The 26,514-nt window shown below is 70.4% G+C and carries 23 protein-coding genes and 4 pseudogenes; 17 read left to right on the top strand and 10 right to left on the bottom strand.

All coding sequences use genetic code 11. From position 1 onward, the window contains the following. On the bottom strand, window positions 1-124 hold a 124-nt coding region (locus tag AB1460_RS27080; RefSeq protein ID WP_368964937.1), incomplete at its 3' end, for a transposase. Between the two features lie 139 nt (window positions 125-263). Between AB1460_RS27080 and AB1460_RS27075 the strand changes: the two genes are divergently transcribed. From AB1460_RS27075 to AB1460_RS27055, 5 genes are all read left to right on the top strand, one after another. Further along, on the top strand, window positions 264-680 hold the full coding sequence (locus AB1460_RS27075) for a hypothetical protein (protein ID WP_368964936.1): 417 nt from the start codon (window positions 264-266) through the stop codon (window positions 678-680). Between the two features lie 263 nt (window positions 681-943). Next, window positions 944-1,558, top strand: a complete 615-nt coding sequence (locus AB1460_RS27070; protein WP_368964935.1) for a SigE family RNA polymerase sigma factor — start codon at window positions 944-946, stop codon at window positions 1,556-1,558. Next, window positions 1,555-2,433 (top strand): hypothetical protein, encoded by an 879-nt coding sequence (locus AB1460_RS27065; protein ID WP_368964934.1) that lies wholly within the window; start codon window positions 1,555-1,557, stop codon window positions 2,431-2,433. Before AB1460_RS27070 ends, AB1460_RS27065 begins: the two co-directional genes overlap by 4 nt. 67 nt (window positions 2,434-2,500) lie before the next feature. Next, a complete protein-coding gene (locus AB1460_RS27060; protein WP_368964933.1) occupies window positions 2,501-3,106 on the top strand; it encodes a hypothetical protein in 606 nt (201 codons plus the stop codon). After that, window positions 3,028-3,375: a Fic family protein gene (locus AB1460_RS27055; RefSeq protein WP_368964932.1), complete on the top strand. Its 348-nt coding sequence runs from the start codon at window positions 3,028-3,030 to the stop codon at window positions 3,373-3,375. Before AB1460_RS27060 ends, AB1460_RS27055 begins: the two co-directional genes overlap by 79 nt. Before the next feature lie 66 nt (window positions 3,376-3,441). Here the strand turns inward: AB1460_RS27055 and AB1460_RS27050 are convergent, their stop codons facing one another. Next, window positions 3,442-4,047 carry a hypothetical protein gene (locus AB1460_RS27050; RefSeq protein ID WP_368964931.1) on the bottom strand — a complete coding sequence of 202 codons (606 nt, stop codon included), beginning with the start codon at window positions 4,045-4,047 and terminating at the stop codon, window positions 3,442-3,444. Between the two features lie 104 nt (window positions 4,048-4,151). On the opposite strand from AB1460_RS27050, the gene AB1460_RS27045 reads away from it, so the two are divergent. Continuing rightward, window positions 4,152-4,919, top strand: coding sequence for a hypothetical protein (locus tag AB1460_RS27045; protein WP_368964930.1), 768 nt, complete (start codon window positions 4,152-4,154; stop codon window positions 4,917-4,919). Between the two features lie 174 nt (window positions 4,920-5,093). Here the strand turns inward: AB1460_RS27045 and AB1460_RS27040 are convergent, their stop codons facing one another. Further along, window positions 5,094-5,687, bottom strand: coding sequence for a DUF4190 domain-containing protein (locus AB1460_RS27040; protein ID WP_368964929.1), 594 nt, complete (start codon window positions 5,685-5,687; stop codon window positions 5,094-5,096). 252 nt (window positions 5,688-5,939) lie between these two features. Between AB1460_RS27040 and drmA the strand changes: the two genes are divergently transcribed. The 6 genes from drmA (at window position 5,940) to AB1460_RS27010 (ending at window position 19,043) form a co-directional block, all read left to right on the top strand. Next, window positions 5,940-10,025 carry a DISARM system helicase DrmA gene (gene drmA, locus AB1460_RS27035; RefSeq protein WP_368964928.1) on the top strand — a complete coding sequence of 1,362 codons (4,086 nt, stop codon included), beginning with the start codon at window positions 5,940-5,942 and terminating at the stop codon, window positions 10,023-10,025. Next, entirely contained in the window at window positions 10,025-11,959 is a 1,935-nt protein-coding gene (gene drmB, locus AB1460_RS27030; RefSeq protein WP_368964927.1) for a DrmB family protein, read from the top strand. Before drmA ends, drmB begins: the two co-directional genes overlap by 1 nt. A gap of 36 nt (window positions 11,960-11,995) precedes the next feature. After that, window positions 11,996-12,847, top strand: a complete 852-nt coding sequence (gene drmC, locus AB1460_RS27025) for a DISARM system phospholipase D-like protein DrmC (protein WP_368964926.1) — start codon at window positions 11,996-11,998, stop codon at window positions 12,845-12,847. Between the two features lie 3 nt (window positions 12,848-12,850). After that, entirely contained in the window at window positions 12,851-14,965 is a 2,115-nt protein-coding gene (locus AB1460_RS27020) for an HsdM family class I SAM-dependent methyltransferase (RefSeq protein WP_368964925.1), read from the top strand. A 99-nt stretch (window positions 14,966-15,064) separates the two neighbouring features. Then, entirely contained in the window at window positions 15,065-16,789 is a 1,725-nt protein-coding gene (locus AB1460_RS27015; protein WP_368964924.1) for a serine/threonine-protein kinase, read from the top strand. A 91-nt stretch (window positions 16,790-16,880) separates the two neighbouring features. Then, entirely contained in the window at window positions 16,881-19,043 is a 2,163-nt protein-coding gene (locus AB1460_RS27010; RefSeq protein ID WP_368964923.1) for a UvrD-helicase domain-containing protein, read from the top strand. Here the strand turns inward: AB1460_RS27010 and AB1460_RS27005 are convergent. Next, entirely contained in the window at window positions 19,013-19,513 is a 501-nt protein-coding gene (locus AB1460_RS27005; protein ID WP_368964922.1) for an NUDIX domain-containing protein, read from the bottom strand. The genes AB1460_RS27010 and AB1460_RS27005 overlap by 31 nt on opposite strands. Window positions 19,514-19,568: 55 nt before the next feature. Next, window positions 19,569-20,207, bottom strand: a complete 639-nt coding sequence (locus AB1460_RS27000) for an Ig-like domain-containing protein (RefSeq protein WP_368964921.1) — start codon at window positions 20,205-20,207, stop codon at window positions 19,569-19,571. Window positions 20,208-20,259: 52 nt separating this feature from the next. On the opposite strand from AB1460_RS27000, the gene AB1460_RS26995 reads away from it, so the two are divergent. Both AB1460_RS26995 and AB1460_RS26990 read left to right on the top strand, forming a co-directional pair. Next, complete coding sequence (locus AB1460_RS26995; protein WP_368964920.1) at window positions 20,260-20,427, top strand: hypothetical protein; 168 nt, start codon at window positions 20,260-20,262, stop codon at window positions 20,425-20,427. A 575-nt stretch (window positions 20,428-21,002) separates the two neighbouring features. After that, complete coding sequence (locus AB1460_RS26990) at window positions 21,003-21,434, top strand: PPOX class F420-dependent oxidoreductase (protein ID WP_368964919.1); 432 nt, start codon at window positions 21,003-21,005, stop codon at window positions 21,432-21,434. Window positions 21,435-21,554: 120 nt separating this feature from the next. Here AB1460_RS26990 and AB1460_RS26985 read toward each other — a convergent pair whose 3' ends face one another. Next, window positions 21,555-21,686, bottom strand: coding sequence for a hypothetical protein (locus tag AB1460_RS26985; RefSeq protein ID WP_368964918.1), 132 nt, complete (start codon window positions 21,684-21,686; stop codon window positions 21,555-21,557). 720 nt (window positions 21,687-22,406) lie between these two features. On the opposite strand from AB1460_RS26985, the gene mdoC reads away from it, so the two are divergent. The 3 genes and pseudogenes from mdoC to AB1460_RS26970 all read left to right on the top strand — a co-directional run. Continuing rightward, complete coding sequence (mdoC, locus tag AB1460_RS26980) at window positions 22,407-23,681, top strand: glucans biosynthesis protein MdoC (RefSeq protein ID WP_368964917.1); 1,275 nt, start codon at window positions 22,407-22,409, stop codon at window positions 23,679-23,681. Window positions 23,682-23,985: 304 nt separating this feature from the next. Further along, window positions 23,986-24,114 carry a hypothetical protein gene (locus AB1460_RS26975; RefSeq protein WP_368964916.1) on the top strand — a complete coding sequence of 43 codons (129 nt, stop codon included), beginning with the start codon at window positions 23,986-23,988 and terminating at the stop codon, window positions 24,112-24,114. Next, a pseudogene (locus AB1460_RS26970) lies at window positions 24,104-24,538 on the top strand (FAD-dependent oxidoreductase); the annotation flags it as partial. The gene AB1460_RS26975 and the pseudogene AB1460_RS26970, both read left to right, overlap by 11 nt. 98 nt (window positions 24,539-24,636) lie before the next feature. On the opposite strand, the pseudogene AB1460_RS26965 reads toward AB1460_RS26970, so the two are convergent. The 4 genes and pseudogenes from AB1460_RS26965 to AB1460_RS38415 all read right to left on the bottom strand — a co-directional run. After that, window positions 24,637-25,159: pseudogene (locus AB1460_RS26965) on the bottom strand (IS5 family transposase); the annotation flags it as partial. A 169-nt stretch (window positions 25,160-25,328) separates the two neighbouring features. Beyond that, window positions 25,329-25,826: a DUF4265 domain-containing protein gene (locus tag AB1460_RS26960; RefSeq protein ID WP_368964915.1), complete on the bottom strand. Its 498-nt coding sequence runs from the start codon at window positions 25,824-25,826 to the stop codon at window positions 25,329-25,331. Window positions 25,827-25,897: 71 nt separating this feature from the next. Then, window positions 25,898-26,098: pseudogene (locus AB1460_RS26955) on the bottom strand (hypothetical protein); the annotation flags it as partial. Between the two features lie 324 nt (window positions 26,099-26,422). Then, window positions 26,423-26,514: pseudogene (locus tag AB1460_RS38415) on the bottom strand (transposase); the annotation flags it as partial.

Below are 26,514 nucleotides of genomic sequence, written 5' to 3'. Positions count from 1 at the left end.
TCACGATTTCCCGGCGTTCATGCGCCACCGGCCGGCCACCAGGTTTGGGATCGGGAATCAACGGAGCGATCAGCTCCCACTCGACATCAGAAAGATCAGTCGGATACCGGCGCCGCTCGGCCATCACTAGCCTCCCCAACATGAGGCTTCACAGGCCCTCCTATCTACCCGACACAACCCTTTTCAAACACCCTCTACCCGTCAAGGGCAAGACGCGCAGGTACGACGGCGGACTGCCGCATATCTCCGCCTCCGGTACTCCAATGGCCTCCAAGAACGAGGTCATCATCGCCGGCATTCTCGACAGGATTGCCCCCGGCCAGTGGGAATACGAACGGCCCTACACCGGCAAGGACGGCCGGGAGGTACTGCCGGACTTCACCGTCGTTGCGGCCGACGGTCGCACTGTCTACTGGGAACACGCGGGCATGCTCGATCTGCCCACATATGCGCAGAAATGGGAGAAGAAAAAAGTTTGGTACGCCGATAACGGTATACTCCCGCACGCCGAAGGCGGCGGCCCCATCGGCACACTCCTGTGGACCGAGGACCTACGTGGCGCCGATGCCCGCGCCTGGCAGGCCCTCGCCTGCGAGGTCCTCGGCGTCAAGCCCCCCACGTCGCGTGTCCCGGAATCCGGCAGTCAGATCGGCGGTTGTCGAAGCGCCGGCTCGGCGTAGGGCCGCGCTCGTAGACCTGCCGGTGGCGCCGGTCGGGACGCGACGGCCGTTCGGTGAGCGGCGAGCATCTGCCTGCCGGACCGGCTCGCAGCCTGCTCCGACGCTGAGCCGACTCGGGAACCGCCGCCGGCGACGCACCGTCCGAGGGGAATCGCCCGCCCACGTTCAGGCTGTCCTCATCGCCGGTCCGATACCGCTCAAATCAGCCCAACCCTGTCAACCCGCCAAGGCGACAGCGGCCTCTGCATGGGTGAGGAGGGTTCATGGACGATGAGGAGCACGACGATTTCCAGACGTACTTCACCGAGCGGCTGCCCGGCCTGCTTCGGCTCGCCTACCTGCTGACCGCGGACGCGGCTGCGGCCGAGGACCTGGCGCAGACGGCGCTGGCCCGCACGTTCGTCGCCTGGCGGCGGGTCCGCGCGAGCGACTCGCCGGACGCCTATGTGCGCCGCATCCTGATCAACGCCCACCGCCGCCAGTTCCGGACCCGTCGCATCGCGGAGACGCTGGTGCCGGTGGTGCCGGATCAGGCGCCGGGCGGCGGCGGTGAACTCGCCGCGGTGGAGGACCGGGCGGGGCTCGCCGCGGCCCTGGCGGTGCTGCCGCGCCGGCAGCGGGCGGTCGTGGTGCTGCGGTACTGCGAGGACCTGCCGGAGGCACGGGTCGCGGAAATCCTCGGCTGTTCGGTCGGCACGGTGAAGACGCATGCCTCCCGCGGACTGGCTCGCCTGCGGGCCGACCCGTCGCTGCGCCTGGAAACGGGGATACAACCCGCCGGCGCGAAACAGCGCATCGGAGGTGGGGCCGGTCGGCCTGTGCCGCGGCAGACCAGGCCGGCGGAGGAGCACGACGAGATCTGGGGAGGGCTGGCATGAGCACCGACGAGTGGATCACCGAAAGGCTCCGTGACCGTGCGGCGACGGTGGTCTTCCAGCCCTCGGATGACCTGTGGGCCGGGGTGCGGGCGCGGGTGCCCGGCGAGCGCCGCCGCCGGTACGCCCGCCGGGCCGTTCCCGCCCTGGCGCTTGTTCTGGCCGCGGCGGGGGCCGCGACCGGCGTGGCGCTGGGAGGCGGTGCGGAGAACACGGTCATCACTCCGGCCGAGGTGCCCACGAGCCCGGCGGGCGCCCGGCTGCATCCGCTCACCTTCACTCCGGCCGAGGGGGCCCAGCTTGCACATGAGTGCCAGCCGCCGCCATCGGGAGCAGCCGACTCGGTGCAGTTCCAGCCGCTCGACAACAGAGTGTGGGCGGCAGCCGGCGACGAGTTCGGAGCGACCGTGATACTCACCAACGGGATGGCGATCATCCACTGCGATCTCCCGGTCGACTCCGCGGGGAGGCTGGAAATCGTCGACGCCCATGTGCGTGGTGTCGTCTCATCCTCGATCCCCGCTGCGGGGTTCGGGGCCGTCCCCCGTTCCGATCTTGATCTGGTTTACCGCGGCAGGAGTTGGAGTGGCGGCGCCCAGACCTTCTACATGGCGGCTGGGCTGGTGTCATCGCGGGTCGCCAGGGTGACGATGACGCCGCCCACCGGAGAGGTGATCGAGGTTCCCATCCAGGACGGAAAAATCGTCGTGAGATCGGTGCAGGTCGACCCACCGCAGCCCCGCCTGGAGCCCGGCGACGATGACCACTCTTTCCAACAGAACCATGAAGCGAACTCCGCCTGGCACCAGGCAACTCGCCCGCTCATCCAGGCGTACGACATCAGTGGGCGGCTCGTGGGCGAGGGCTATGCGGGCTGACGGACCTCGAGTGAGGCGCTGATCGTGGCGACATCGAGACGGACCCTCGCGCAGCGCCGAGCCGATCGTGCTCTCTGTCCGAGAGACGGCAGCCCGCAGGAGTCACCGGGAACACCGAGAGCAGCTCCGAACCTTCGAAGCGGAGCACGCCACGCTGGTGCTCGCCGACGAGGTGGAACAGCGGCTGCTGGCCGGCTGGCGGATACGGGGCGACGAGGCTGAGCGTCTGGCGGCGGACCTGGCGTTCCGCGCCTGCAGGGAGCTCCTCCGCGGTGCCGAACCCTGCGACCTGCTCGCCCTCGACCTCGCTGCCCTGCGGTGGGCCGGCATCGACCCCGGCGCCCGCGGTACCTGGTACCTGGCGGCTGGCAGAGTGAGCGCTGGCACTCACCTGATCGCGGGCGCTGTCAGGGGATCGAACACGATCGAGGGCTACACCGTCGACGTGGCGGACGCCGAGGCGATAGCGGCCGGCGAGGAGATGCCGACGGCACATGACGCACAGACCCGCGCCGCGGTCACCGGCTACGCGGATGCGTTGACCTATGTGCTCCAGGCTGCCCGGTTCGAGGGGCCGAGCGCGCGCCGGAACTCATGGACGAACTGTGCGGCTGGCTACAGGACGGAGATCTGGATGCTCCCGCGGTGGTCCGGGCCGCTATGGCCCACCTGAACCTGGTCAGCATTCATCCCTGGCGTGACGGGAATGGACGGATGGCCCGTTGCCTGCACACCCTGGTATTCGCCCGGCAGCTGATCCTCGCGCCGGAGTTTTCCGGCATCGAGGAGTGGCTCGGTTCGTCTCCTCACAACACCGCGATGTACTACGCGGCACTCGGTCAGGCGCAGGGCGGAAGCTTTCAGCCGGAGCGCGATGACACGGCGAGGTACGTCCTGCACCGGCAGCGACGAGGTGAGGAGAACCGGTCGGGGTGCGGGTGACAGCCGCCGCAGCGGTTCTCTCACTGTGCGTGCCGTACCCCTGCTGGCACCGCCGCGGGGCCCCGGTCAGCCGGCTGAAGCAGGATCCTGCCGCCAGGGGCGAACGAGGCTGCCTGCTGGGCATTCCCACCAGGGTGTGGCGTCGTGCACCGCGGGGCGCATCGGATGGGGGTGGCCGGGGCAGGGCGGTGCCGGGTCGGAAATCCAGGCGTCCGCCAGGGCGGTCTGCATCCAGTCGGCGAGGTCGACCGCAATGTCGGCAGGGGGCGTGGCGGGGACGACGTAGCTGGTGGTCGTGCCATGGGAACCGCGTGCCGTGACGGGCCAGGAGCTGATCCAGCCGGGCAGATCCGGCTCCGGCACGGTCACGCCCATCTGGGCGCAGGCTTCGGCCGGGGTGATCGGGCTGTCTGCCACCCACTGCAGCGCGCGGGTCAGCTCGGCGTTGTCCGGATCGTCGACGGTGACGGTGAACCAGCGGGAGAGCGGGAGGAGCTCGGCCAGCGCCGCCGCCACCGCCCCCTCAACTCGTCGCCGGGAGGAGAGCAGATGCTCGCCGGCGACGGGTGGCGGCTCGGCGGGGTCTGGCGGAGAGCTGTCGTCCTCTGGCAGGACGATGTCGACCACGGTCACCCACGCGGTGGAGGGCGCTCCGTTCGGGTACTCCTGCATCCTCGCGCCTCGAATCCTTGGACGACACGGAGTCTTGTCAGTACTCCGCCTGGGGCAACAGCCGCCGATGGTGATTGCCGTACTGGGCGCCACTGAGTAACCGGATGATACTGATTGGTGGCGGCGAGGTCTGCTGTCGTTCGCTGCCCGGGGTGACGACACCGGCGACTGGGGTGAGAGTGGCACGCACGCTTCTTGAGATGCTCGGGGAACCGGCGCCCGAGCTGGCCGCGCTGGTCCGCCGCCGCGCGCCGGGCCTGAACGAGGCTGAGGTACGGGACGCGCTGATCCGGGTCCGCGCGGCCTTCGGCTTCCCCGCCGCGGGCCTGGTCTCCAGCGTGGTCCCGGCGCCTCGGGAGGCGTTGCCGGCTGCTCCGGATGGTTCTGGAAGCGACTTGTCTTCACCGGGACGAACGGCAGAGGTAAACCGTTCGGGGCCGCCTGACCCGAACGGCCGTCCGGCGGCCCCGGCCACCGGCGCTAACCCGTCGAAGGCTGTGTCCCTGTCAGCGGATTCCACCCGGGTGACCCGTGTGGAACGGGATCTGGGTATGACCGATCTTCTCGCCGCCGGGCTGGTGCAGGCTGGCAGTGCGCTGACCGCTGTGTACCGCGGCCGGCAGCGGGAGGCGCAGGTACGGTCGGACGGCATGGTCGGTTTCGGAGGGCAGCGGCTCTCGTTGAGCGCGGCGGGGGCGGCGGCGAAGGTGGACATCGTCGGACCCGATCTGCCGGAGAGCGCCCGCTCGACGGACGGCTGGGACTTCTGGAAGGCGCCCGACCCGACGACTGGGCGCCTCGTCAGTCTCAAGCGCCTGCGCCGAGATCTGGCCCAGTCCCGCCCGAACCGTCAGGGCGGGCGATCGGCCTGAGGGCTCTCCGCGCATGCCGTGAGCAGGGCTGCACCAGCTGGGCCGGTGGGGCGTGGTCTGGCCGGGGAAGGAAATCGCGGCCGCGCCCACGTCATCTCGCGGCGGGCGCGGCCGTACGGGCAAACGCTTTCTGTCTGGTGTGACGACGGCGGTCTCCTGCCGCCAGCCGCGGCTTCAGCCCAGGAACTCCCGGGCGCACCGGTCGACCTCGACCTGGTTGTTGCCGGCGTCGTCCAGGCAGCTCACGTAGGTGCGACCCTCGTCGGAGGCCAGGAAGGCGATGGACGCGACCAGGACGATCAGCCCGATCACCACACCGACTGCGCCGGTGATGACGCCGGCCAGTGCCATGCCGCCGTTGTTGGCTTCCCGGCGATTGACCCGGCCGCGGCCGAGGAAGCCGCAGACCAGCGCGCCGACGCCGAGCAGGATGCCGCCGATGACGGTCCAGGAGAGCAGGATCGCGGCCACGCCGAGGACCAGGGCGGCGACACCGAGACCGTTGCGGGGCTGGCCGCCGCCGTAGGGGCCGTAGCCGGGCGGCGGGTAGCCCTGGCCGTAGGCCGGCGGGTAGCCCTGGTTGTGGGGTGGGTAGCCCTGGCTCGGATCCTGCGGGTAGCCCTGGCCCGGCCCCTGCGGGTACCCCGGGTTCGGCGGGTAGGCGGGGCCACCTGCTGCACCCTGGCCGGGCTGGCTCGGGTAGGGCGGGTGGCCCTGGCTGTATCCGCCCTGGTCCGGGCCCGGGGGGAACCCCATGTTGTCGCTCACGTGCCGTCCGGCTCCCCTCGTCCCGCTGTACTGCTGTCGCTTTCCGGGCGGCGCCCGTCACGGATCCAACCATCTCTGCGTGTCGCGGGTGACGCCACGGAGCAGACTGGCTTCTCCCGAGCCGCCTGCGGGGGTGGGTGGGATGGTGCCCTTACGCGAGCTGGCCTGAATGTGTAGTCTGTGAACTCGGTACACAGCTTCGGCTTGCGGGCGAGACGCGCCGGCCGGGCTGCTTCGAGGGGGAGATGAGCCGTGGTGACGCAGGACCGTCAGAACGCGCTGTTTCCCTCGGAGAAGGGCGCCTCGCCCTCGCTCGCCGGATCGGGGGGTGCGAGCGCGGGCGGCGCCGGTACCGCGGACGCCCTGTCACCCACGGAGATTCTGGACAGGCCGGGGGAGTTCGTCCCCGCGACCTCGTACGAGGTCCGGGATGCGTTCGCCGAACTCGTCCGGCGTGACCTCCTCGGGCCGTGGGACGGGGAGCACGAGATGTTCCACCCGCGGGCGATGGGGCCCCGGGAGCGCTACCTCGTCGGCATGCTCGGCCCGAAGCCCGCACCGCGCGGGGCCCGCGAGGCGGCGGCGGCCGAAGCGGTCGCCGACACCGAGACGGCGGTGCAGGGCGACGCCGACAGCGACCTGCCCGAGGTTCTCACCCCGCAGGCCCGGGGCCGGATCTGGGCGTCCTCGATGGGCCTGTCGTTCGCCGTCCCGGCCAGCGTGCCCGGGGCGAGCGGCGCGGCCAGTGCGGCCAGTGCGGCCAGCGTGCCCGGAGCGGACGGTGCGGCGGTCGACGTCGTCGCGGTCACCGCCAGCTGGGGCCGGTATGTGCGGCAGGAGACCGAGGACGACGAGGGGCGTACGCACACCGTCTGGGCCCGCGAGCCGGTCGTGCACGCGAACCGGGAGATCCGGCTGGACGGTTCGCTCGGCGCCGACGCCTTCCGGGTGCCGCTGGTCGGTGATGCCGAGACCGGGGTGTTCCTCGCCGTCGTCCTGCGGGAGCGGCCGGGCCGGCGGATCGTCGAGCTGACGCTCGTCAACGGGCAGCCGGAGCCGCCGTCGCGGGCCGACACCGCCTGGCTGTTCCAGGCCACGCTGACCGTCACCGCGCTCGACGGGGAACAGGCCGTCTTCCTGCCGATCGACGATCCCGAGGACGGCGGCGCGGCCGACCACGCCGACCACTCCGACCACGAGGAGCTGCACCTGCGGCTGCTCTACCGGGGGGAGCGGCGCTACGCCAGCGGCCGCAACATCGCGGTGCACCCCTCCGTCCGGCCCGGCGAACGTCGTGCGCACCGGCTGGAGACGACCTGGCTGCCGAGCTACGACGTCCCGTCGACCATCGCCCCGGCGGGCGCCGGTACGCCGCTGGCGGGTGTGGAGCTGTCGATGGACGCGCTGGCGGCCGCCGACGCGGCGCAGCTGCGCCGCGGGCTGACACCGCTCGCCGACGGCTACCACGCCTGGCTCGACGAGCGTGAGAACGAGCAGCTGCCCGGCCTGCCGCCGCGGCTGCGCCCCACCGCACGCATCGCCATCGGCGAGGCGAGGGGAGCGGCCGCCCGCATCCGCGCGGGGATCACCCTGCTCACGGACCCGGCCCGACCGCACCACGCGCAGGCGCTGGCGGCCTTCCGTTTCGCCAACCAGGCCATGGCGGCGCAGCGCCGGCACACCGCGATCGCCCGGCTCCGCGACGAGCACGGCCTGACCTACGCCGAGGCGAAGGCCCGGGTGGAGGCACAGGGCGCGGCGGCGGCGTCCTGGCGGCCGTTCCAGCTCGGGTTCGTCCTGCTCAACCTGCCGGCGCTGACCGACCCGGCGCACCCGGAGCGGGCCGCCGACGCGGACGCGCTCGTCGACCTGCTGTTCTTTCCCACCGGCGGTGGGAAGACCGAGGCCTACCTGGGGCTGACCGCGTACACCTTCGCGATCCGCCGGTTGCAGGGCACCGTCGGCACCGGGGCCGACGCCCGTTCCGGTGAGGCCGGGGTCGCCGTCCTCATGCGCTACACCCTGCGGCTGCTGACCGCCCAGCAGTTCCAGCGGGCGGCCGCCCTCGTCTGCGCCACGGAGGTGCTGCGCCGCGCCGACGAGGCCACCTGGGGGCCGGAGCGGTTCCGGATCGGCCTGTGGGTGGGCAGCGGCGTCTCCCCGAACCGGTTCGAGGACGCCCGGGACCAGATCAGCCAGGCCCGTGAGGCGGGGGACGGCAAGCGGGCCAACGTCCTGCAGACGCTGAGCTGCCCGTGGTGCGGCACGGTGCTCGCCGCCCACCGCGACGCCCACGCCGACGAGAACCTGCGCCGCGTCCTGCTCTACTGCCCGAACGGCGAGGGTGCCGACGCCTGCCCGTTCTCCCACCGGCTCGCCCCGGGGGAGGGCCTGCCGGTGCTCACCGTCGACGAGGAGATCTACCGGTACGCCCCCAGCCTCGTCATCGCCACCGTCGACAAGCTCGCCCAGCTGCCGTGGCGCGGCGAGGCGGGCATTCTGTTCGGCCGGGTGCGCCAGCGCTGCCCGCGGCACGGCTACCGCCACGACGACCTCGACGTGCGGACCGGCTGTGGTTCCAGCCACCAGCGCCGCGGCGACCTGCCGAAGGCGACGAGCGAACCGGTGCGCCGGCTGCGCCCACCCGACCTGATCATCCAGGACGAGCTGCATCTCATCTCCGGCGCGCTCGGCACCACCGTCGGCCTGTTCGAGGCCGCGGTGGACGAACTGTGCTCCTGGCCGCTGCCCCCCGGTGCCGGTGACGGCGACGCCGGTGGCACGGGTGCTCCCACCCTGGTCGGCCCGAAGATCGTCGCCTCCACCGCCACCACCAGGCGGGCGCGGGACCAGGTCCTCGGCGTGTTCGGCCGCCGCCTCGCCGTCTTCCCGCCGCAGGTCGTCGACGTCACCGACACCTTCTTCTCCCGCCAGGTCCCCGTAAGCCCGCAGGATCCGGGGCGGCGCTACCTGGGTATCTGCGCCCACGGCACCCGGATGAAGTCCGCCCAGATCCGGCTCGCCGAGATCCTGCTGCTGGCCGGGCAGACCCTCTTCGACCGGCACGGCGAGGCCGCCGAGCCCTACCAGACACTCGTCGGCTACTTCAACGCCACCCGCGAGCTCGCCGGCATGCGCCGCTACCTCGACGACGACGTCACCACCCGGGTACGCACCCACGGCACGCGCAAGGGGCTGTCGAACCGGCTCGGCCCCAGTGCGTCGATGCTCACCATCAGCGAACTGACCTCCCGGGTCTCCTCCGCCGACATCAGCGACGTCCTGAAGCGCCTGGAGATCGCGTTCGATGCCGAGCTGGACACCTCCGCCCGGCGCCACGCGATCGCCGACACCTGGCGGGAGACGCTCAGCATCCGGGACAGCCGCACCAGGGAACGGCCCCCCGCCCATCCGGTCGCCGAGCGGTGGGGAGCCCGTGAAGCCCGCCGGCCGGTCGACGTGGTCCTGGCGACGTCGATGCTGCAGGTCGGTGTCGACGTCTCCCGGTTCGGGCTGATGGCCGTCGTCGGGCAGCCGAAGAACACCGCCGAGTACATCCAGGCGTCCTCCCGGGTCGGCCGGGACGCGGCACGCCCCGGGCTCGTCATCACCCTCTACAACTGGGCACGGCCCCGCGATCTCGCCCACTACGAGGACTTCGAGCCCTACCACGCCAGTTTCTACCGGCAGGTCGAGGCGCTGTCGGTCACCCCGTTCACCCGGCGCTCCCTCGACCGCACGGCCACCGGCGCGTTCGTCGCCGCGCTGCGCCACCTCGACGACGCGAACACCCGCAACATCGACGCGCACGACGTCGACCTCACCGGCCCCGTCGCCACCCGGCTGATCGGCCGGCTGTTGGCCCGGGCGGAGGCCGTCGCCGGCCCGCGCGGCGCCGAGTACCTCGGTGAACGGCTCCGTGACCTCGTCGACCGCTGGCAGCTGATGCGCACCGGCCCGGCCCGGCTCGGCTACACCGAGCGCGGCGGCGGCGCGGGCGCGAGCCAGCAACGACTCACCGGCCTGCTCGAACCGGCCGGCCACGCCCGCTGGGAGGTCCTCACCGTCGCCCAGTCGATGCGCGAGACCGAACGCGAGATCAGCCTCCTCGTCCCCGCCGGTGAGGAGCTCTACAACCACAACCTTGTCGATCCACCGTGGAGTTTCGGCACCCCGGCCAGCCCCGCCGCCCCCGGGCCGGGCGCGCCAGCCGCCGCCGGGAGGCCGGCCGCCGCCGGCGGGCCCGACCCGGACGACGAGGACGCGCCGGTCGGCGACGAGCTCGGGGAGACCCGGCTGGCCGGCCCGGCCCGGCCCCGACAGAGGAGAGGTGCCTGATGCGCGGGCGACACCACCGGCGCGTCGGCGCCGTCCGGCCGAGCCACCTGATGTTCACCAGCGGGGTCGGCGCACTTGTCGACCTCCCCAGCTTCTCCACGCTGGTCCGCGGGCTCGACGACTGGGACTACCGCAACGTCCCCGACTACGAGCCGATCGCCGAGCCCCGGCTGCTCGCCGCCGTGCGCCACGTGTTCGACCGCAACGTCACCGAGCTGCGGCCGGCGCCCTGGTCGGACACCGGCGTCAGCGGCCCCGGGGGCCGGGGCGCTCCGGGCACCCCGATCGGCGTCCCGACGGTGCCGTTCCCCAACTGGCTGCGCTGCACCGCCTGCAACGAGCTCGACCTGATCTCCTCCCCGGCCTTCGCCTTCGAGAACCAGTGGCAGTTCCGTCCCCAGGACGCGCGCTTCCACCACGGAGAATGCTCCCGCAAGCGGAAGGGCCGGCGGCCGTTGGCCGTGGCCGCCCGCTTCGTCCTCGCCTGCACCGCCGGCCACCTCGACGACTTCCCCTACGTGGCGTTCGTCCACCGTGGCGGCGGCTGCGCGAAGGCCAGCCACCCGCGGCTGCGGATGGAGGACCGGGGCGGGAACCTCGGCGCCAACGTCGAGATCCGCTGCGTGAACTGCGACCAGCGGCGCAACATCCGTGAGGCGACGGGCCGGCGCGGCGCCGAGAACCTGCCCCGCTGCCGCGGCCGGCACCCGCACCTGGGCACGTTCGCGGACGGCGGCTGCGACGCCGATGCCCGGCTGCTGGTCGTCGGGGCCTCCAACCAGTGGTTCGCCCAGGGCCTGTCCGTGCTCTCCGTCCCCCGCACCGGCGCCAGCGAACTGGCGAGCAAGGTCGAACAGAACTGGGAACAGCTCAGCCAGATCCCCGGCGCGGAGCTGATGGGCTTCTCCCGGTCGGTGATGCCGGTGTTCCGCCAGCTGGAACGGTGGACCGACGCCGAGATCTGGGCTGCGATCGACCATCACCGGACGGCGCTGACCACCGCGCCCGGCGACGACACCGACACCGGGGACGAACACGGCTACCCGGACCTACGGACCCCCGAATGGGAGATCCTCTCCGCGTCGGTGCTGCCCGACGCCACCGACGACTTCGCCCTGCGCCGCGACCCGGACGGCGTTCCGCCCCGGCTGACCCGCTTCTACGCGGACGTCGTGCAGGCCGAACGACTGCGCGAAGTCCGAGCGCTGACCGGCTTCACCCGCCTCGACGCCCCCGACCCCGACGACCCCGACCTCGTCGTGCGGGCCCCGCTGACCCGAGGCCCGGCCACCTGGGTACCGGCCACCGAGGTCCGCGGCGAGGGCATCTTCCTGCGGGTATCCGAGGACGTCCTCGGGCCGTGGGAGGCTCGGGTCGCCGGCACCACGGAGATGCGCGAGCACCGTGACGCCTACTCCCGCTTCCGCCTGAACCGGTACTCGGACCGCATCGCCGTCGACTTCGACCCCATGCACGGCTGGCCCGGTGAGCGGTTCCTGGCGCTGCACTCGCTGTCCCACCTGCTGATCCGCACCATCGCCCTGGAATGCGGGTACAGCTCGGCCAGCCTGAGCGAACGGATCTACGCCGGTACCGACGACGACCCGCGTGACGGCATCCTCATCTACACCGCCGTCCCCGATGCCGAGGGCACCCTCGGCGGGCTGGTGTCACTGGCCGAACCCGACCAGCTGCTGCGGCTCACCCGCCGGGCGCTGGCCGACGCCCGGCACTGCTCCTCCGACCCGCTGTGCGCCGAACGCCTGCCGTCCGCCCCCGCCGACTTCCTGCACGGCGCCGCCTGCCACGTCTGCCTGTTCGTCTCCGAGACGACCTGCGAACGCGGCAACCGGTTCCTCGACCGGCGCTTCGTCGTCCCCCTCGGCGACGGCCCGGAGCACCGCAACCTCGCCCTCTTCCCCGAGCTCCCGTGACGTGGTGACCCGGTGATGGACGTGGGGGACGCGGGCATGGTGGGGTCTGACCACGAGCCCGGCGGTCTGTTCGCCGCGACCGTCGAGGCGGCGGTGAGCGCACTCGGTCCGTCCCGGCTCAGAACACTCGCGGACGAACTCGTCGACCGGGCCGGGACGCGACCCGCGCTGCCCCGGGAGGCCGTGGCGGGGACCGCGTGGGACGACGCACTGGTCGCGACGGTCGCCGGCCCCGCGGCGCGCGACACCGTCCGGGCGGTGCTGCGCGCTCGCCGTGTCGAGGGCGTTCCCCCGGCCGAGGCGGCCGCCTACCTGCGCGGGGTCAGCGCGGGGTATGCGCGACGGGCCGGCGAGACCCGGGTGGAGTCGGTGTGGAGCGGGCCGGGCAGCAGCTCGGTGCCGGTCCGGGCGACCGCCCGGGTGCTGGTCGACCTGGTCGCCGAGGCCACCACGGAACTGATGCTCGCCACCTATGCGGCACGCCCCTACCCGCCGCTGCTGGCCGCGCTCGGCGCCGCGACGGCGCGAGGGGTCACGGTCAGCGTCGTCGTCGAGACCCTGCAGGGGGCCGGCGGCGGGCTGGCGGGCAGCGAGCCGGCAGCCGCGTTCGCCGGGGTGCGCGGGGTCGAACTGTGGCACTGGCCCACCGCCCGCCGCGGTCATCCCGGTGCCCGCATGCACGCCAAGATCGCCGTCGCGGACCGGCGGACGCTGCTGGTGTCGAGCGCCAACCTCACCTCCACGGGCGTCGAGGAGAACATCGAAGCCGGCCTGCTCGTCCGCGGCGGGGCACCACCGCGCCGGGCCGCGGAGCATCTCGCCGCACTGCGGACCAGCGGCGTGCTCACCCGCCTGCCCGTCGGCGTCGAGCGGGCGGACGGAGGCTGAACCATGCCCGACCGGAACGCTCCCACCCCGACCACCGCGCCAACCACCGCCACGGTCACCGCGTCGGACATCGCGCGCATCGCCGGCGTCGGGCGGGCGGCCGTCAGCAACTGGAGGCGTCGGTTCGACGACTTCCCGACTCCGGTCGCTGGCACCTCCAGCAGCCCACTGTTCGCGCTCGCCGCGGTGGAGACCTGGTTCGACCGGCATGACCGCCCGTTCCGCGTCGAGGCCGGCGACCGGGTGTGGCAGCAGGTCCGCGGCACCGTCGACGATCCGCACCTGGGCGAACTCGTCGGACACCTCGGCGGCTTCCTGCTCTACCGCCAGCGCGAGCGGGAGGCGGCGGCCGCGACGCTCGGTGAGCCCGACGACGTCGCGGCCCGCCTGCTGGGGCCTGCCATCGACCGGGCCGTGTCCGAGCTGCCGCCCCTGTCACCCGGTGCCGCAACCTCCTCCGGATGGGAGGCGAGCTGGGTGCCGGTCGCCCGGGCCGCCGCCAGCGCCGCCGACCAGGGCGGGTACCCCGCGCTCTTCGAGGTCCTGCGCCGGCGCTATCGCGAGGTGTACTCCCGGCAGCTCGGCGGGCCCCCGGCCGTCGTCGCGGACCTCATGGTCCGGCTCGCGGGAGTGCGGCGCGGCGCCGAGGAGCTCACCGTTCTCGACCCGGCCTGCGGGGTCGGCGGCCTGCTTGACGCGGCGCGGGCCGCCGGCGCGGGCCTGCTGCTAGGCCAGGACGTCGACCCGACAGCGGCGCGGATCACCGCCGCGGGCCTGCTGTTGCACGGTGCCGCCGCCCGGATCGCCGCGGCGGACTCCATGCTCGCGGAGGCCTTCGCCGGTGAACAGGCCGATGTCGTGCTGTGCGCGCCTCCCTCCGGCCAGCGGTCCTGGGGACACGAGGAACTGGTCGGGTCGCCCTGGTGGCGCTACGGCGTCCCACCCCGCGGCGAACCGGAACTGGCCTGGCTGCAGCACTGCCTCGCACACGGCCGGCCTGGTTCGCCGGTGCTCCTCCTGATGCCGGCCGCCGCCGCCTCCCGGCCCGCCGGGCGACGGATCAGGGCGAACCTCCTGCGCGCCGGGGCGCTGTGTGCCGTGCTCGGACTGCCGGCCGACGTGTTCGGCGCCGGATCCACACCCGACCTCTGGGCGCTGCGGGTTCCCGACGGCCGGCCGCCCGACCCCCAGGTACTCATGGGCCTGGCGGGAGCGGACCTGCAATCGGTCAGCGCGGAACCACCACCCGGATACCGGCGAGTTCCCGTCGCCGACCTGCTCGACGACCAGGTCGACCTCAGCCCGCGCCCGCGCGTCGCCGTGCTTCCAGCAGACGGCGCCGAGCGCGGTTTTCCGGCGGTGAGCGAGAAACTCCGGACGGCATTGTCGTCACTGTCCGCGCTCACGGCGAGTATGTCGCCGCCGGCCCTTTCGGTTTCTGCCGGTGAGCCCACTTCTGCCTCGGCATTGGCAGCCTCCCCCGCGACAGGCAGGGCAGCCCCGTCCGCCTGGCACACGGTGGGCGAGCTGGCGAAAGAAGGTGTGCTGGCAATGCTGACGGCATCCTTGCACACCAGAGCCGACGGCGGTGACCTGCCGATGCTCACCGCTGGTGATGTGCGGAACGGCCGGGGCCCGACCGGGCGCACAGGTGACTGTGCCGGAATACTGCGGGCTCGGGCCGGCGACGTTGTCTGTGTGACGGCGGACGACGGCATCGCGGCGGCGGTGATAGAGGGAGCCGGCGAGGGCGCCGATGCCGTGCTCGGACCGAGGATCACGCTCCTGCGCGTCGATCCCGACCGCGTTGATCCTCATTTCCTGGCCGGAAGTCTGCGGGCCGCGGGCTACCGGCCGGCCGCGGCGCCCGGCCGAGGCGACGATGACCCGGATCGCGGCCGCCCGGCCGGGACGCTGTCACTGCCGGACCTGCGGCGGATCCCCATACCCGCGCTGGAGCTCGCCGACCAGCGGGAACTGGCGGCGGACTTCCACCGGCTCGGACAGCTGGAGAAGGCGGTGCGCCAGGTCGCCGAACTGGGCGCCGAGATCATCCAGATCGGATACCTCGGTGCGGTCGACAGCCGGCGCAGGCCCGGGGACCGTACCCGGTCCTGACAATTCCAGGTCCGGGAGCCGGGATTTCCACCGACTGACGTATCATTTCGGGTCGTCCGACAGGGACAGCTGCACGGGGGTGTGATGGCGGGGCGCTGGATGATCGACCGGAGATATGAGCTGGAGTCCCTGCCGCTCGCCAGAGGCGGAATGGGCGAGGTCTGGGTCGGTCGTGATGTGAAACTCGACCGGGAGATCGCGGTCAAGTTCGTCCGATTTCCGGACGGCCGGCCCGACGAGGAACTTGTTCGTCGTTTCATCCGGGAGTCGCGCATCACCGCCCGGCTGGTACATCCGGGCGTGCCCGCGGTCTATGACGCCGGAACGCACGACGGGCGCCCCTATCTGGTCATGCAGCGGGTGCACGGCATCAGCGTCGCCGATCTCGTCGCCGAGCAGGGGGCACTGCCCATCGGGTGGGCGGCCGCCATCGCGGCACAGGCCGCCTCGGTGCTGGCCGTCGCGCACCGGGCGTCCCTGGTGCACCGCGATCTCAAACCGGGCAACCTGATGCTGGAGCCGGACGGCACCGTCAAGGTCCTCGACTTCGGCCTCGCGGTGGCACTCGACCGTACCGACCTGTCCAGAATCACCGTGACCGGGCAGCATCTCGGCAGCCCCGCCTACATGGCCCCGGAGCAGGTGCTCGCCGGCATCAGCGCGCCGGCCACCGACCTGTACGCGCTGGGCGCCACCCTGTTCGAGATGCTGACCGGCGACCGGGTCTTCGCCGGCTCGTCGTCCTACTCGGTGATGCACCAGCAGGTCGAGGAGGTCCCGGTGCGGGTCAGCGCCCTGCGTGCCGACGTTCCCGCCGACCTCGACGAACTGGTCGCCGACCTGCTGCGCAAGGTGCCGGAGGAGCGGCCGGCCAGCGCCGAGGCCGTGTACGAGGCCCTGACCGGCTGGGCGGACGAGCTGGCCGCGCTCCCCGGCTTCGTCGACCCCGCCGCGGACAACACCGTGCGGATGTACAGCAGGATCACTGCCCGCGTGCACCCGTCCGCAGCTGCCCCGCCCGCCACCAGGTCGCCCGTAACTGCCCCGCCCGTAACCGCCTTGCCGGTGACGGCCTCGCCGGTGACGGCCAGCAGGTCGACCGGAGGTGGGACGGTGCCGGACCCGGCGCGCTCCGGCCGGCAGACATCCGGCGGCACACAGTCGGGACGGCCGGTCGCCATGCCAGACCCAGGACGTCCGGCCGCGGGGACAGGGCCCGGGCCGCGGCCGCCGTCCGACGGTGGCATCGACGCGGCCGAACTTCGCCAGGTCCGGGACGAGGCCCGCTCCCTCGCCCGATCCTCCCGTCACAGCCAGGCCGCCGCCATCCTGGCCGAGGCGGTCGACCGGGCCAGCCGGGCGCTGGGCGCCGACAACGCCGATGTGCTCTCGCTGCGCCTCGAGCTCGCCGAGCTGATGTTCGAGGGAGGCGACTTCCGCCGGGCCGTCGACGAGTACGCGGGGATCGTCATCGATCTCACCCACCGGGATGGTCGCGACAGCGAACGACTGCTGCTCGCACGCCTGCGGGAGGCGACCTGCCGGGCTCTGATCGGCGACACGGCGCGGGCCCTGGAGCAGCTCGGCTCACTGCTGGCCGACGAGACCCGGGCGTTCGGCGCGGACGACCCGCGGGTCCTGGAACTGCGCCGCCAGATCGGCCTGCTGCAGCTGGGCGCCGGTCAGCGGGCGGCCGCCGCGAAGACCCTCGCCGCGCTGCTGGCCGACCTGCAGCGGGTCTGGGGGCCGGACCATCCCCTGGTGCCCGTGGTCCGCGAGCTGCTCGCAGGTGCCGACGGCGCGGCGGTGGGCAGCCAGACCTGACACGGAGCCCACGCACGTCGGGGCTCACGAACCCCGGGATTCACGAACCCCGGGGTTCACGAACTTCCGGGGACCCGGTGGGAGGGACGACATGGCGCGACTGGGGATCGACAAGGACTTCCTGCTCGGCTTCGCGGCGTTGGAGAAGCAGGTGCAGAGCCGGGTGCTCGACGTCTTCGCCAGGTTCGAGGCGGCCACCCACACCGGCCTGCACCTGGAGAAGATAGGCAACGCCCGGGACGACCGGTTCCGGTCGATCCGCATCGACAGGTTCTGGCGCGGCATCGTCCTCGCACCGGACAGCGGCGACACCTACACCCTGCTGAAGGTGCTCCCGCACGACGACGCCTACGCCTGGGCCCAGCGCCGCCGTGCCTCCGTCAACGCGGCCACCGGACGCATCGAGATCCGTGACGTTGTCGCGATCGACGCCACCCTCCCGGCGCTGGCCGCGGTGGCGGAGCAGGCCCCGGACCGGCTCTTCACGCTCGTCGCGGACAAGGACCTTCGCCGCCTCGGCATCGACGAGCAGACACTCGCCTTCGCCCGCGTGCTCACCGACGTCCGACAGCTGGAGATGGCGCGCGGTTTCCTTCCGCCCAACCAGTGGGACGCCCTGTTCGGCCTGGCCGCGGGGCTGACACCGGAAGAGGTGTGGGCGGAGATCGGCGCGGTGTCCGAGGTGGAACGGGCTTCCATCGACGCCGACGACGTGGCGGCCGCGGTCGAACGCAGCGCTGACCGGGTCGTCCTCGTCGACGGGCCGGACGAGCTGCTCGAGGTGTTCCGGCACCCGTTCGCCCTGTGGCGGGTGTACCTGCACCCGACCCAGCGCCGCCTCGCACAGGCCAGGTTCCGCGGCCCCGCCCGGGTGACCGGCGGGCCGGGGACAGGCAAGACCGTCGTCGCACTGCACCGGGCGCACCACCTCGCCGCGCAGGGCACCGGCCAGGTGCTCCTGACGACCTTCACCTCGACGATGGCCGCCTCCCTCGCCACCGACCTCGACCTGCTGGTGCCCGACCCGCGCCTGCGGGAGCGCGTCACCGTCGCAACCGTCAACAAGATCGCGTACGAGATCTTCCGGACCGGTCACCCGCAGCCGGCGATCCTGACCGACGCCGAGGAACGTGCGGTGTGGCGCACGGTCGTGCACACCCTCGCTCTTCCCTTCTCCGAGACGTTCCTGTCGGAGGAGTGGCGGCAGGTCATCCTCGCGCAGGAGATCACCACTGAGCATGCCTACCAGCAGGCACGCCGGGCCGGCCGGAGCCGCCCGCTCGGCCCACGCCAGCGGGCCCAGGTGTGGGCCGCCTGGCAGCGGTTCGACCGAGAACTGCGGGCGTCCCGTCGATGGACCCATGAGATGATCTGCGTCGAGGCCGCGCGCATCCTCGAACGGGCGCCGCAGCGCCCCTACCGACATGCCGTGATCGATGAGGCGCAGGACCTGAGTCCGGTGCAGTGGCGCCTCCTGCGCGCGGCGGTCGAACCGGGCACGGACGACATCTTCGTGGCCGGCGACGCCCACCAGCGCATCTACAACAACCGGGTCAGCCTGCGCGAACTCGGAATCCCGGTGGTCGGCCGCTCCACCCGGCTCACGGTGAACTACCGGACCACCGCGGAGATCCTCGCCTGGAGCCTCGGCATGCTCCGCGGTGAACCCATCGACGACATCGACGGCGGCCTCGACTCGGCGGCCGGCTGCCGCTCGGAGATCCACGGCCTCACGCCCCGCCTGCGCGGCTCCGCCACCTGGGCCGACGAGGTGCGGGACGCCGCCGAGCAGGTACGCGCCTGGCAGCGTGCCGGCATCGCCCTGGACGAGATCGGCGTGGCTGTGCGCTCCAGGACACTCGCCGAGCCGCTGCTGCCCGCCCTGCACCGGCTGGGCATACCTGCCCGGCTCCTGTCCCGGCCGACGGAGAGACCCGCGCAGACCGCGCCGCCGGAGCCAGCCGTCGCTGTCGGCACCATGCACCGCATGAAGGGTCTCGAGTTCCGCTGCGTGGCCGTCGTCGGTGTCACCGACGGGCACGTCCCCGCCCCGGGAGCGGTCACGCCAGCCGCCGAGGACGACGTCGCGCACGCCAGAGACGTCCAGCGTGAGCGCTGCCTGCTCTTCGTGGCCTGCACCAGGGCGCGGGAGGAACTCTTCGTCTCCTGGCACGGCGGCGAGAGCCCGTTCCTCACCCCCCTCCTCCCCGATCCGCGGCACCGTCAGCCCGGCAACACCCCGTCCTCCAGGTAGACCGTCGTGCCGGTCGCCCGCGCCGCCAGACAGGCGGCGACCCGGCGAGCCAGCAGAGGCACCATGAGATCGGGCAGTTGGTCGGCCACGGCGAACGACCAGGCGGCCAGCTCGTCGGCGGGCAGCCGGATGCGGCCGGCCTCCTCCCGCGTGAGCCGGCCGCCGTCGAACACCACGATCAGCCCCTCGGTGCGCTGCCGCGAGGGCGGCACCCAGTCCACCGCCAGCAGCCGGCCCGGCGCCCGGTCCAGGCCCAGCTCCTCCGCGAGCTCGCGCCGGGCCGCCGCGAGGGGGGCCTCGTCCTGCTCGACGACACCCCCGGGCAGATCCCAACCAGGCCGATAGGTCGGACGGACCAGGAGTACCCGTCTGTCGTCGTTGTCGTCGACGAGGAGGGACGCCGCCGCCATGCGTTTGCGGGGGAGACCGCGCCGCCATTCCAGCGCGGACGAGTCAGCGGCCGTCTCCACAGGAACCACCGTAATGGCAGGTCCGTCACTCGCCCCGCAGCGGATGTCGACATGCTCAGGTGCGAGCCTGCTCCGGCGTCTCTCCGTCAGCCGGACTGCTGTCCGGCAGTGAGTACGGAATGGCGGGTACGGCGGTCCAGCTGTTCGGCAGGAAGGTGCCGTCGCCCAGGTACTCGACGAACATGACGAGTGCGGACGGCGTGTTGCCGGACGGGAAGGACGCCGTCAGGGTGACGGTGGCGCTACCGGTTCCGTCCAGAGTCGCCGTCGCCTGGTCGGGCCAGAATCCGTGGGAGAGGCGCACCGTTCCGGATGGTGTCCCGGTCGCCCCGTTGATCGGGACGACCTTCACCCGCACGGTGTAGGTCTGCCCTGCCACGATCCGCTCGGGCGGGGTGACCTCCAGCCGACCGTTCTGGATGGTCGTCCCGCCGCTGAAACTGAACGGCTGGTAGAACTCGTTGCCGCTGTAGGTGGCCGTCGTCCGGTGTACGCCGGGTGCGAGGCTGACCGCCCAGGTGGCGGTGCCCTGGCCCGCGCCGGGTGTCAGCGTCACGGTGTGGCGGATGCTGTCGTCGACGACGATGTCGACCGTCCCCGACAGGGTGGGTCGGCTCGAGCCGACCATGCTGAGCGCGACGCTGACGGTGACCGGCTCACCCTCCCGTCTCTGGCCCAGTGTGATCATTCCCATCGGGAGCAGGCGTTCGTCTCCTGGCGTGGGCTCCGCCGCGGTGGATGTCGGTGTGGTGGGCGTCGAGGTGGGGTCGCTGCTCGGCGTCGGCTGCGGGCCGCCGTCCGTCGGCGCGGCGGTGACGGACGGCGTGGTGGGACTGGGAGTCGCCGGAGTCGACGCGGCCGGCGGCGCGCTCGTCGGCGCCGAACCGCCAGCCGGGCCACCCGGCACCGGCTGACAGGAACTCAGCGCGAGCCCACCGAGTCCGGCGGCGATGATCCCGATGCGGACTCGCCCGAACCGGCGAGGACCGGACGGGCGTGACCACGACGTGTGTTGTGTGACCGGTTCGGCCTGCCGCGGCGACGAACCTGGGGAGAACACCTGCACCAGCACCCTTTCTCCGTTCCAGGAACTCTGGAAGTTCCTGGTCAGCGACGCCGCGAACGACGGCCTCCGGTCACCGGCGGCGATTCGCGCGACGGGATCGGAAGCCCTGCAGAGTAGTGGTCGGTACGCCTGGGCCAGACAGGTGGGTTGGAGGCGGTCTGGCCGGTTGGCCCGCCGGAGCGGAATTCCCCACCGGACGCATGAAATACTCAAAACGGAGCAACAGACATCAGGTGCTCGGTCGCATAGACCCCAACGCCTTACGGTTCGGTTGCCTGCCACGGCTGCGGCCGGTTGCGAGCAGGCCGTGAGCCGTCGTAGCGCAGCGGGTGCGGGGGGCCTCGGCCCGCGGGTTCAGCTCCCCGATCAACACGGACCCGCATCCTTGACCTTCGCATCGATCTGAACGTCGATGATGACGCCATGACCGCCATCCCGTTCAACCCGCGGACGCTGCTCGCCGAAAGCCGCCTCGGTGTCCTCGCCACCCTCAAGTCCGACGGCCGCCCCCAGCTCTCGCCCGTCACGCCCTTCTACGACCCGGACGCCGGGACCATCCTCATCTCGACACGAGAGGGCCTGGTCAAGACGGCGAACCTGCGCCGGGACCCGCGAGCCGCCCTGGAGGTCACCAGCGCCGACGGCCGTGCGTGGGCCACTGCCGAGGGCACGGCCACACTCACCGGGCCGGGCAGCGACCCCCACGGACCCGAGGTCCAGGCCCTGGTGACCTACTACCGCAGCGCCGCCGGCGAACACCCCGACTGGAACGAGTACCGCTCGGTGATGATCTCCGACCGCAGGGTGCTCATCACGATCACCGTCCAGCACGTCTATGGCACCAGAATCGGCTGACAGCGCCGCGGGGAATCAGCGACTACCCGGGGAACAACGTGCCGAGTGCTCGGTGAAAGAACGCGAAGCCCGTGAGCTCGAACATGCGACCAGGGTTTCGAGCTCGATCGAGAAACATCCCTATTTCGAAGACCCGCTCGAGGCGGGATCCTGGGGCCGGTAGGGCTCCATCTCGAACAGCACAAATCCGAGCGCCATACTGATTGCCATCGCGATGGCTGTGCCGAGGAGAATCTTCAGAAGATCATTCACGGGTTCGCTCCCTGGAGGCTGTCCCCCTGACAGCCGATCCATCGTCTCACACCCAGAGCAGCCAGCTGCCTACGGCCCGCGCAGGAACCATGCCCGGCGATGCATGACGTGATGAGGGCAACACGTTGACGCGCCGGGGTCGGTAGCGGGGGCACAATCCTTCAGTGCGGTCCGATGGCTCCCCGGAAGCTCGCCCCGGGTAGGTCGCTGACGCGTCACCGTCTGTCAGGCGGGCCCGGGTCGGGTGAGCCGGATGGTCACGGTCTGGCTTCGGGCGCAGAGCTGCCCATCCGACGGCATCCGGCGGCTGTGCTGGGATGAAGGGCGAGCCACTAAACGCTGGAACGGGGGCGGGGTAGTTCTTCCGGGCTGTTCTCGGTGGATGCCTTGGGTGCGACGGACACGTCGCTGAGGTTCCGACTGCCGTGTCCGAGGTCTGCTTCCAGCAGAAGGAGTATCAGGCCGACCCGCACCACCGTGGCCGGGTGGACAGGCATCACCGGCTACCGCCCCGGGACCACGCGCGACGCAATCGGTTTCGAGGGGTACCTCTACCTGCCCACATGGAGCCGCGTCCTCACCGCCTGGGAGCGACGAACGTGTCTACGCCTCCACGGGACCCCCTCAGTCGACGTTCGGTGTAAAAAGGTAATATCCTTCCAAAGGTGTCGGATGCGGAAGTACTCTCCGTAGCGGCCGGCCTGGGTTGGGGGAGACGCAGTGGAAGAGCAGAAAGCGCCGTCCGCTCTGGGGGTGGTGCATTACCATCACATGGACGCGCTGCGTGGCGCGTTCATGATGGTCGGCGTTTTCGTGCATACGGCGACGCTCGGTGACGACCCGATCTTCGACGGCATCGCCTACTCCTCAAGCCTGTTCCGGATGGAGGGCTTCTTTCTGATCTCCGGATTCCTGTCCGCGATGCTTGTCGGAAAGTATGGCTCGGGCCGTACCATACGCCGCCGATTCGCCGCAGTGGGAACTCCGCTCCTGATCACACTGGTGCTGTTGAACCCTCCCGCGCTCTGGCTGATCTACAACTTCCACAATGATCCGGATATCTCGCTCCTGGACTACGTGCGGGGGAACACCATTCCCTCCCCGGCGGGTGAGTTGAGCTGGTATCTGCACCTGTGGTTCCTGATCTCCCTCCTGGTCTATGCGTTGTGCGCACCGGCCGCGGTGAGCCTGCTCTCGCGTCTCACTTCCGCCTCCCCCTACCAGTGGGCCACCGCAAACCGCATTCGGTGCATGACGACGATCACGCTTTTTGTTCTTGTGACCACGATCGTCATCCGTGGCGGCCACCGCGCAGTGGTGGAACCCGTAGTCGGCACCGGAACCCACGCGGTCCTTCTGAAGCACACGCTGGACTTCCTGCCCTATTTTCTGCTCGGCGTGCTCCTCTATCTGGACCGGCAGCGGCTTCTGCCGTCCTTCCAGCGCCCCGCACCGATCTTCCTCGCAGTGACCGGTCTTGCTCTCCTCGCGTCCAAGCAGGAGTGGGTAGGGGCGCTCTCGGTGGGTACAGGCCTGGTGATGACAGAGACGATCTTCACGATTCCTCTGCTGGCCACAATCTTCGCCGCCTCGGCTCGTCTTGTTTCCCGCCCGCGGCCCGCCTGGCGGTATCTCGCCGATGCTTCGTACACAGTGTATCTGTTCCATTTTCTTTGGATCTACATATTTGCAACCGTGCTCTCGCTGGACCCGAGCCTTTCCACGCCATATATGCTCCTGATTACGGTCCTCACCTTCTGTGTGACGCTGGCGATCCACCATTTCATCATTCTTCGATCCAAGTTTCTTCGTATGGTCCTCAACGGCAAGTTTCCCTCGAAAGATCGCCGTGACGCTCGGGGATCCACCGCTCCCGACCCGGTCACCGCCGGGAACGCGGGCGTTGACCTGGAACAGACCCAGCCGATCTTCCGGAGCGGTAAGGTAGCAGTACCCGACGTTGAGCGCACCCAGCACCTGAACTGGACCTCATAGAGGCTGACCGCGAACTTTGGCCTACTGCGTTCGGCTGCGAGCCGGCTGTTCTGACTACTCCCACCATTCCCACGGTGGCGGTGTGTCGGCAGGGCCGCGGCAAAGCTGCTGGTTCCGAAATCAAGGCCTTGATTGTGGCGTCGACTCAATGGCTTCAGGTATCGGCTGGCTACTGCCGTCACCGGTGTTTTTCAGGTTCTACTCAGCATGCGGAGACTGCGTCCGCTCGATAGCTGCTGCCTGTGACTGTGTGTAGCTGTGGTTGGCATGGGGGAGTGAGGCATCTGCCATTCGGCATGATCGATTGCTGAAAGAAGCGGTCGCTGAGTGGACCGGTGGTGTGTTCGAGGGCGGCGGGCTGATGGTGGCGGAGTTCCTGGGGCTGGTCGAGGTGATGGTCACGGCGGTGGAGCGAGAGGGTAATGGCTCCTGATCACCGCGACTCCGCCAGTGACCGGAGGGTTGCCGACGCCGACCGTTGGCTCACGGTGTTCGTCGACCACGCTGGTCTGCTCGGCCAGGTCGGAGGCCGGACCTCAGCTGGTGCCGCTGCGTGGATCCTCTCCCGGCCCGCCCAGGGGCACCGCCCGTTCCTCAAAGCCCAGGTCACCGCCCTCTGCCCGGACGGTGCCGGGATCGCCGCCACCGTGGCCGGCCCGGCGGGCGAGGTCGACGTTCGCGCGGACCTGCTCCTGATCTGCACGGGGCGCCGGCCCAACACCGACCTGATCGACGCGGCGGCCGGTGGCCTCACGCTGGACGAGCACGGCCATGTGGTCACCGACGAGGCGTACCGCACCGGTGTTCCCGGCGTCTGGGCACTCGGCGACGTCGCCAACCACTTCCAGCTCAAGCACATGGCCAACGCCGAGGTACGCGTCGTCGCGCACAACCTCCAGCACCCCGGCGCGGAACGGGGGCTGACCAGCCCGGTCGCTCCCCATGCGGTGTTCGGGCGCCGCGGCCCGCGCCGGGAACGAACCGCGCGGATCCCGGTGACCAGCGGGATCAGGGCGTGGCCGTCGTGGAGGTTGGCACCGGAGACGCCGACGACCAGCGGGAGTCCGGCGGCGAGGGTGAGTACGTGCAGCTGAGAGCCGACCTTTGCCGCGATCAACCGGGCTCGGACCGGTCAGCGAGCCACTTTCTCGCCCGCACGCTCACGGAGTCCACGATCGCCGAGGTCCAGTCCATGTTTCCTGCGCCGCCGTGGCGGTCGAGCACCGCCCGGTGCAGCCGGGGCCATAACCCCGCCCGGGTCCAGACCTGGAACCGGCGGTGCGCCGTCGGTGCCGACACCCCGAACGACGGCGGTAGATGCCGCCACGCACAGCCCGACGTCAGCACGTACACCACCGCGGTGAACACCGCTCGCTCGTCCACCGAGTCGTTCCCCTACCCTGCGGACGCGGCGTGAAGGAGGGCAACAGAGGTTCCACGGGTTCCCAGAGCTCGTCCGGTACCAGCCCGCAGGGCAAGGCGGTCGCTCACATCTCAGATCATGCAAGGTGATCCACATGAGACACGCTCTTAGCTCCGCGGGATGTCTAGACCATCGTCGCGATACCCCACGGCACACCACCTCGGGTCAGATCTCCACAAAACAAGAATATGCACGAACCCGAACCACAAGAAGACAGGCGAAAGCTAGATGTTTGCACGAAATTCTTCTACATCAGACCACTCCCAGGCCACGACGCCGTCGAGGTCTCGGATCACCTCAAGAATTCCTGCCATAGACTGTTTCGGCGAGATATTGACTGCCACATGCCTCTCCCCGCTCCACTCTGACATTAGGTTGGCGTCATGAACGGCAAAAAGAACCGCCTCTCTTGCGGCATGAAACCTTTCCGCAGGGACCGCATAGGGAATGAAGATTCGGAGTGAGCGATTTCCAGAGAATTCTGCGATACTGACGACTGTCCTTGCGTTCGCATCGAGTAGAACAATGTCACCCATTGCAAGGCCGTAGACCCTGAACGGCAAGCAGCAAACTTCATATCGTTCACCTTCCCGGGGGTGCAGCCAAATTTGCTCCATCTGCCCATAAAATCCAAATGGCGCTAGATCCACCGTGGCGATATAAGCCGGATCCGGTCGAACGACGGGTCTATCGTGAATGATAAAGCTGGGTTGCGGGTCCACGCGAATCCTCCAATGAAGACACGAATGATCCGAAACCCGGGTGTCGGATCATTCGTGTCTATATCTCGGCCTTATCTCATGATGCGCGGCTGCCAGTGAGACTGCGGCCAAACCCCAGTATGTCCTGCGGGCGGATTCAGGGGCGCACCGTGGTCCCTCTTCGAACTATTGCAATGCCTGCACGCCGGTGTGGTGTTTGCATCGGTCAGATCGGCCGCGCGAACACGTGGCTCCACACGATCCACAGCTCGTGTGAGGTTTCCCCTATCAGTCCAGCCGCAAGTTTTGAGGCGAGCCTACGCGACTCATTCGGACCGATTCGGCTGTGGCTGTAGTATTCATTGACTGTTGTTTCGCCGCAGCAACCCTGGCATTTAAAAGTTTAACCCATAGATTATTCGAGTTATGTTTATATGTTGCTCCGTGGGCGTTACTAAGAGAAAACTAAGTTAGTGGAATATTGATGTAGGACGGGTCTGGAGATCGGAAGAAGCCTCGGATAATCTCCGGTGTGGCCAAGAGGCGAGCGAACGCCTTCTTGACGCTGTCGCGCAGTTCGTTGACAGTGCGGGCGGCGACTTTCCCGGCGTTATCGTTCTTCACATTCTTCCAGACCCACTCGTCGGGGTTGAGTTCGGGCGAGTAGGGCGGGAGATGGAAGATCCTGAGTCGACCTTCGGTCGAGGCG

It is taken from the genome of Parafrankia sp. FMc2, assembly GCF_041008525.1.
Classification (GTDB): domain Bacteria; phylum Actinomycetota; class Actinomycetes; order Frankiales; family Frankiaceae; genus Parafrankia.
This window is presented reverse-complemented; position numbering and strand designations above follow the sequence as displayed.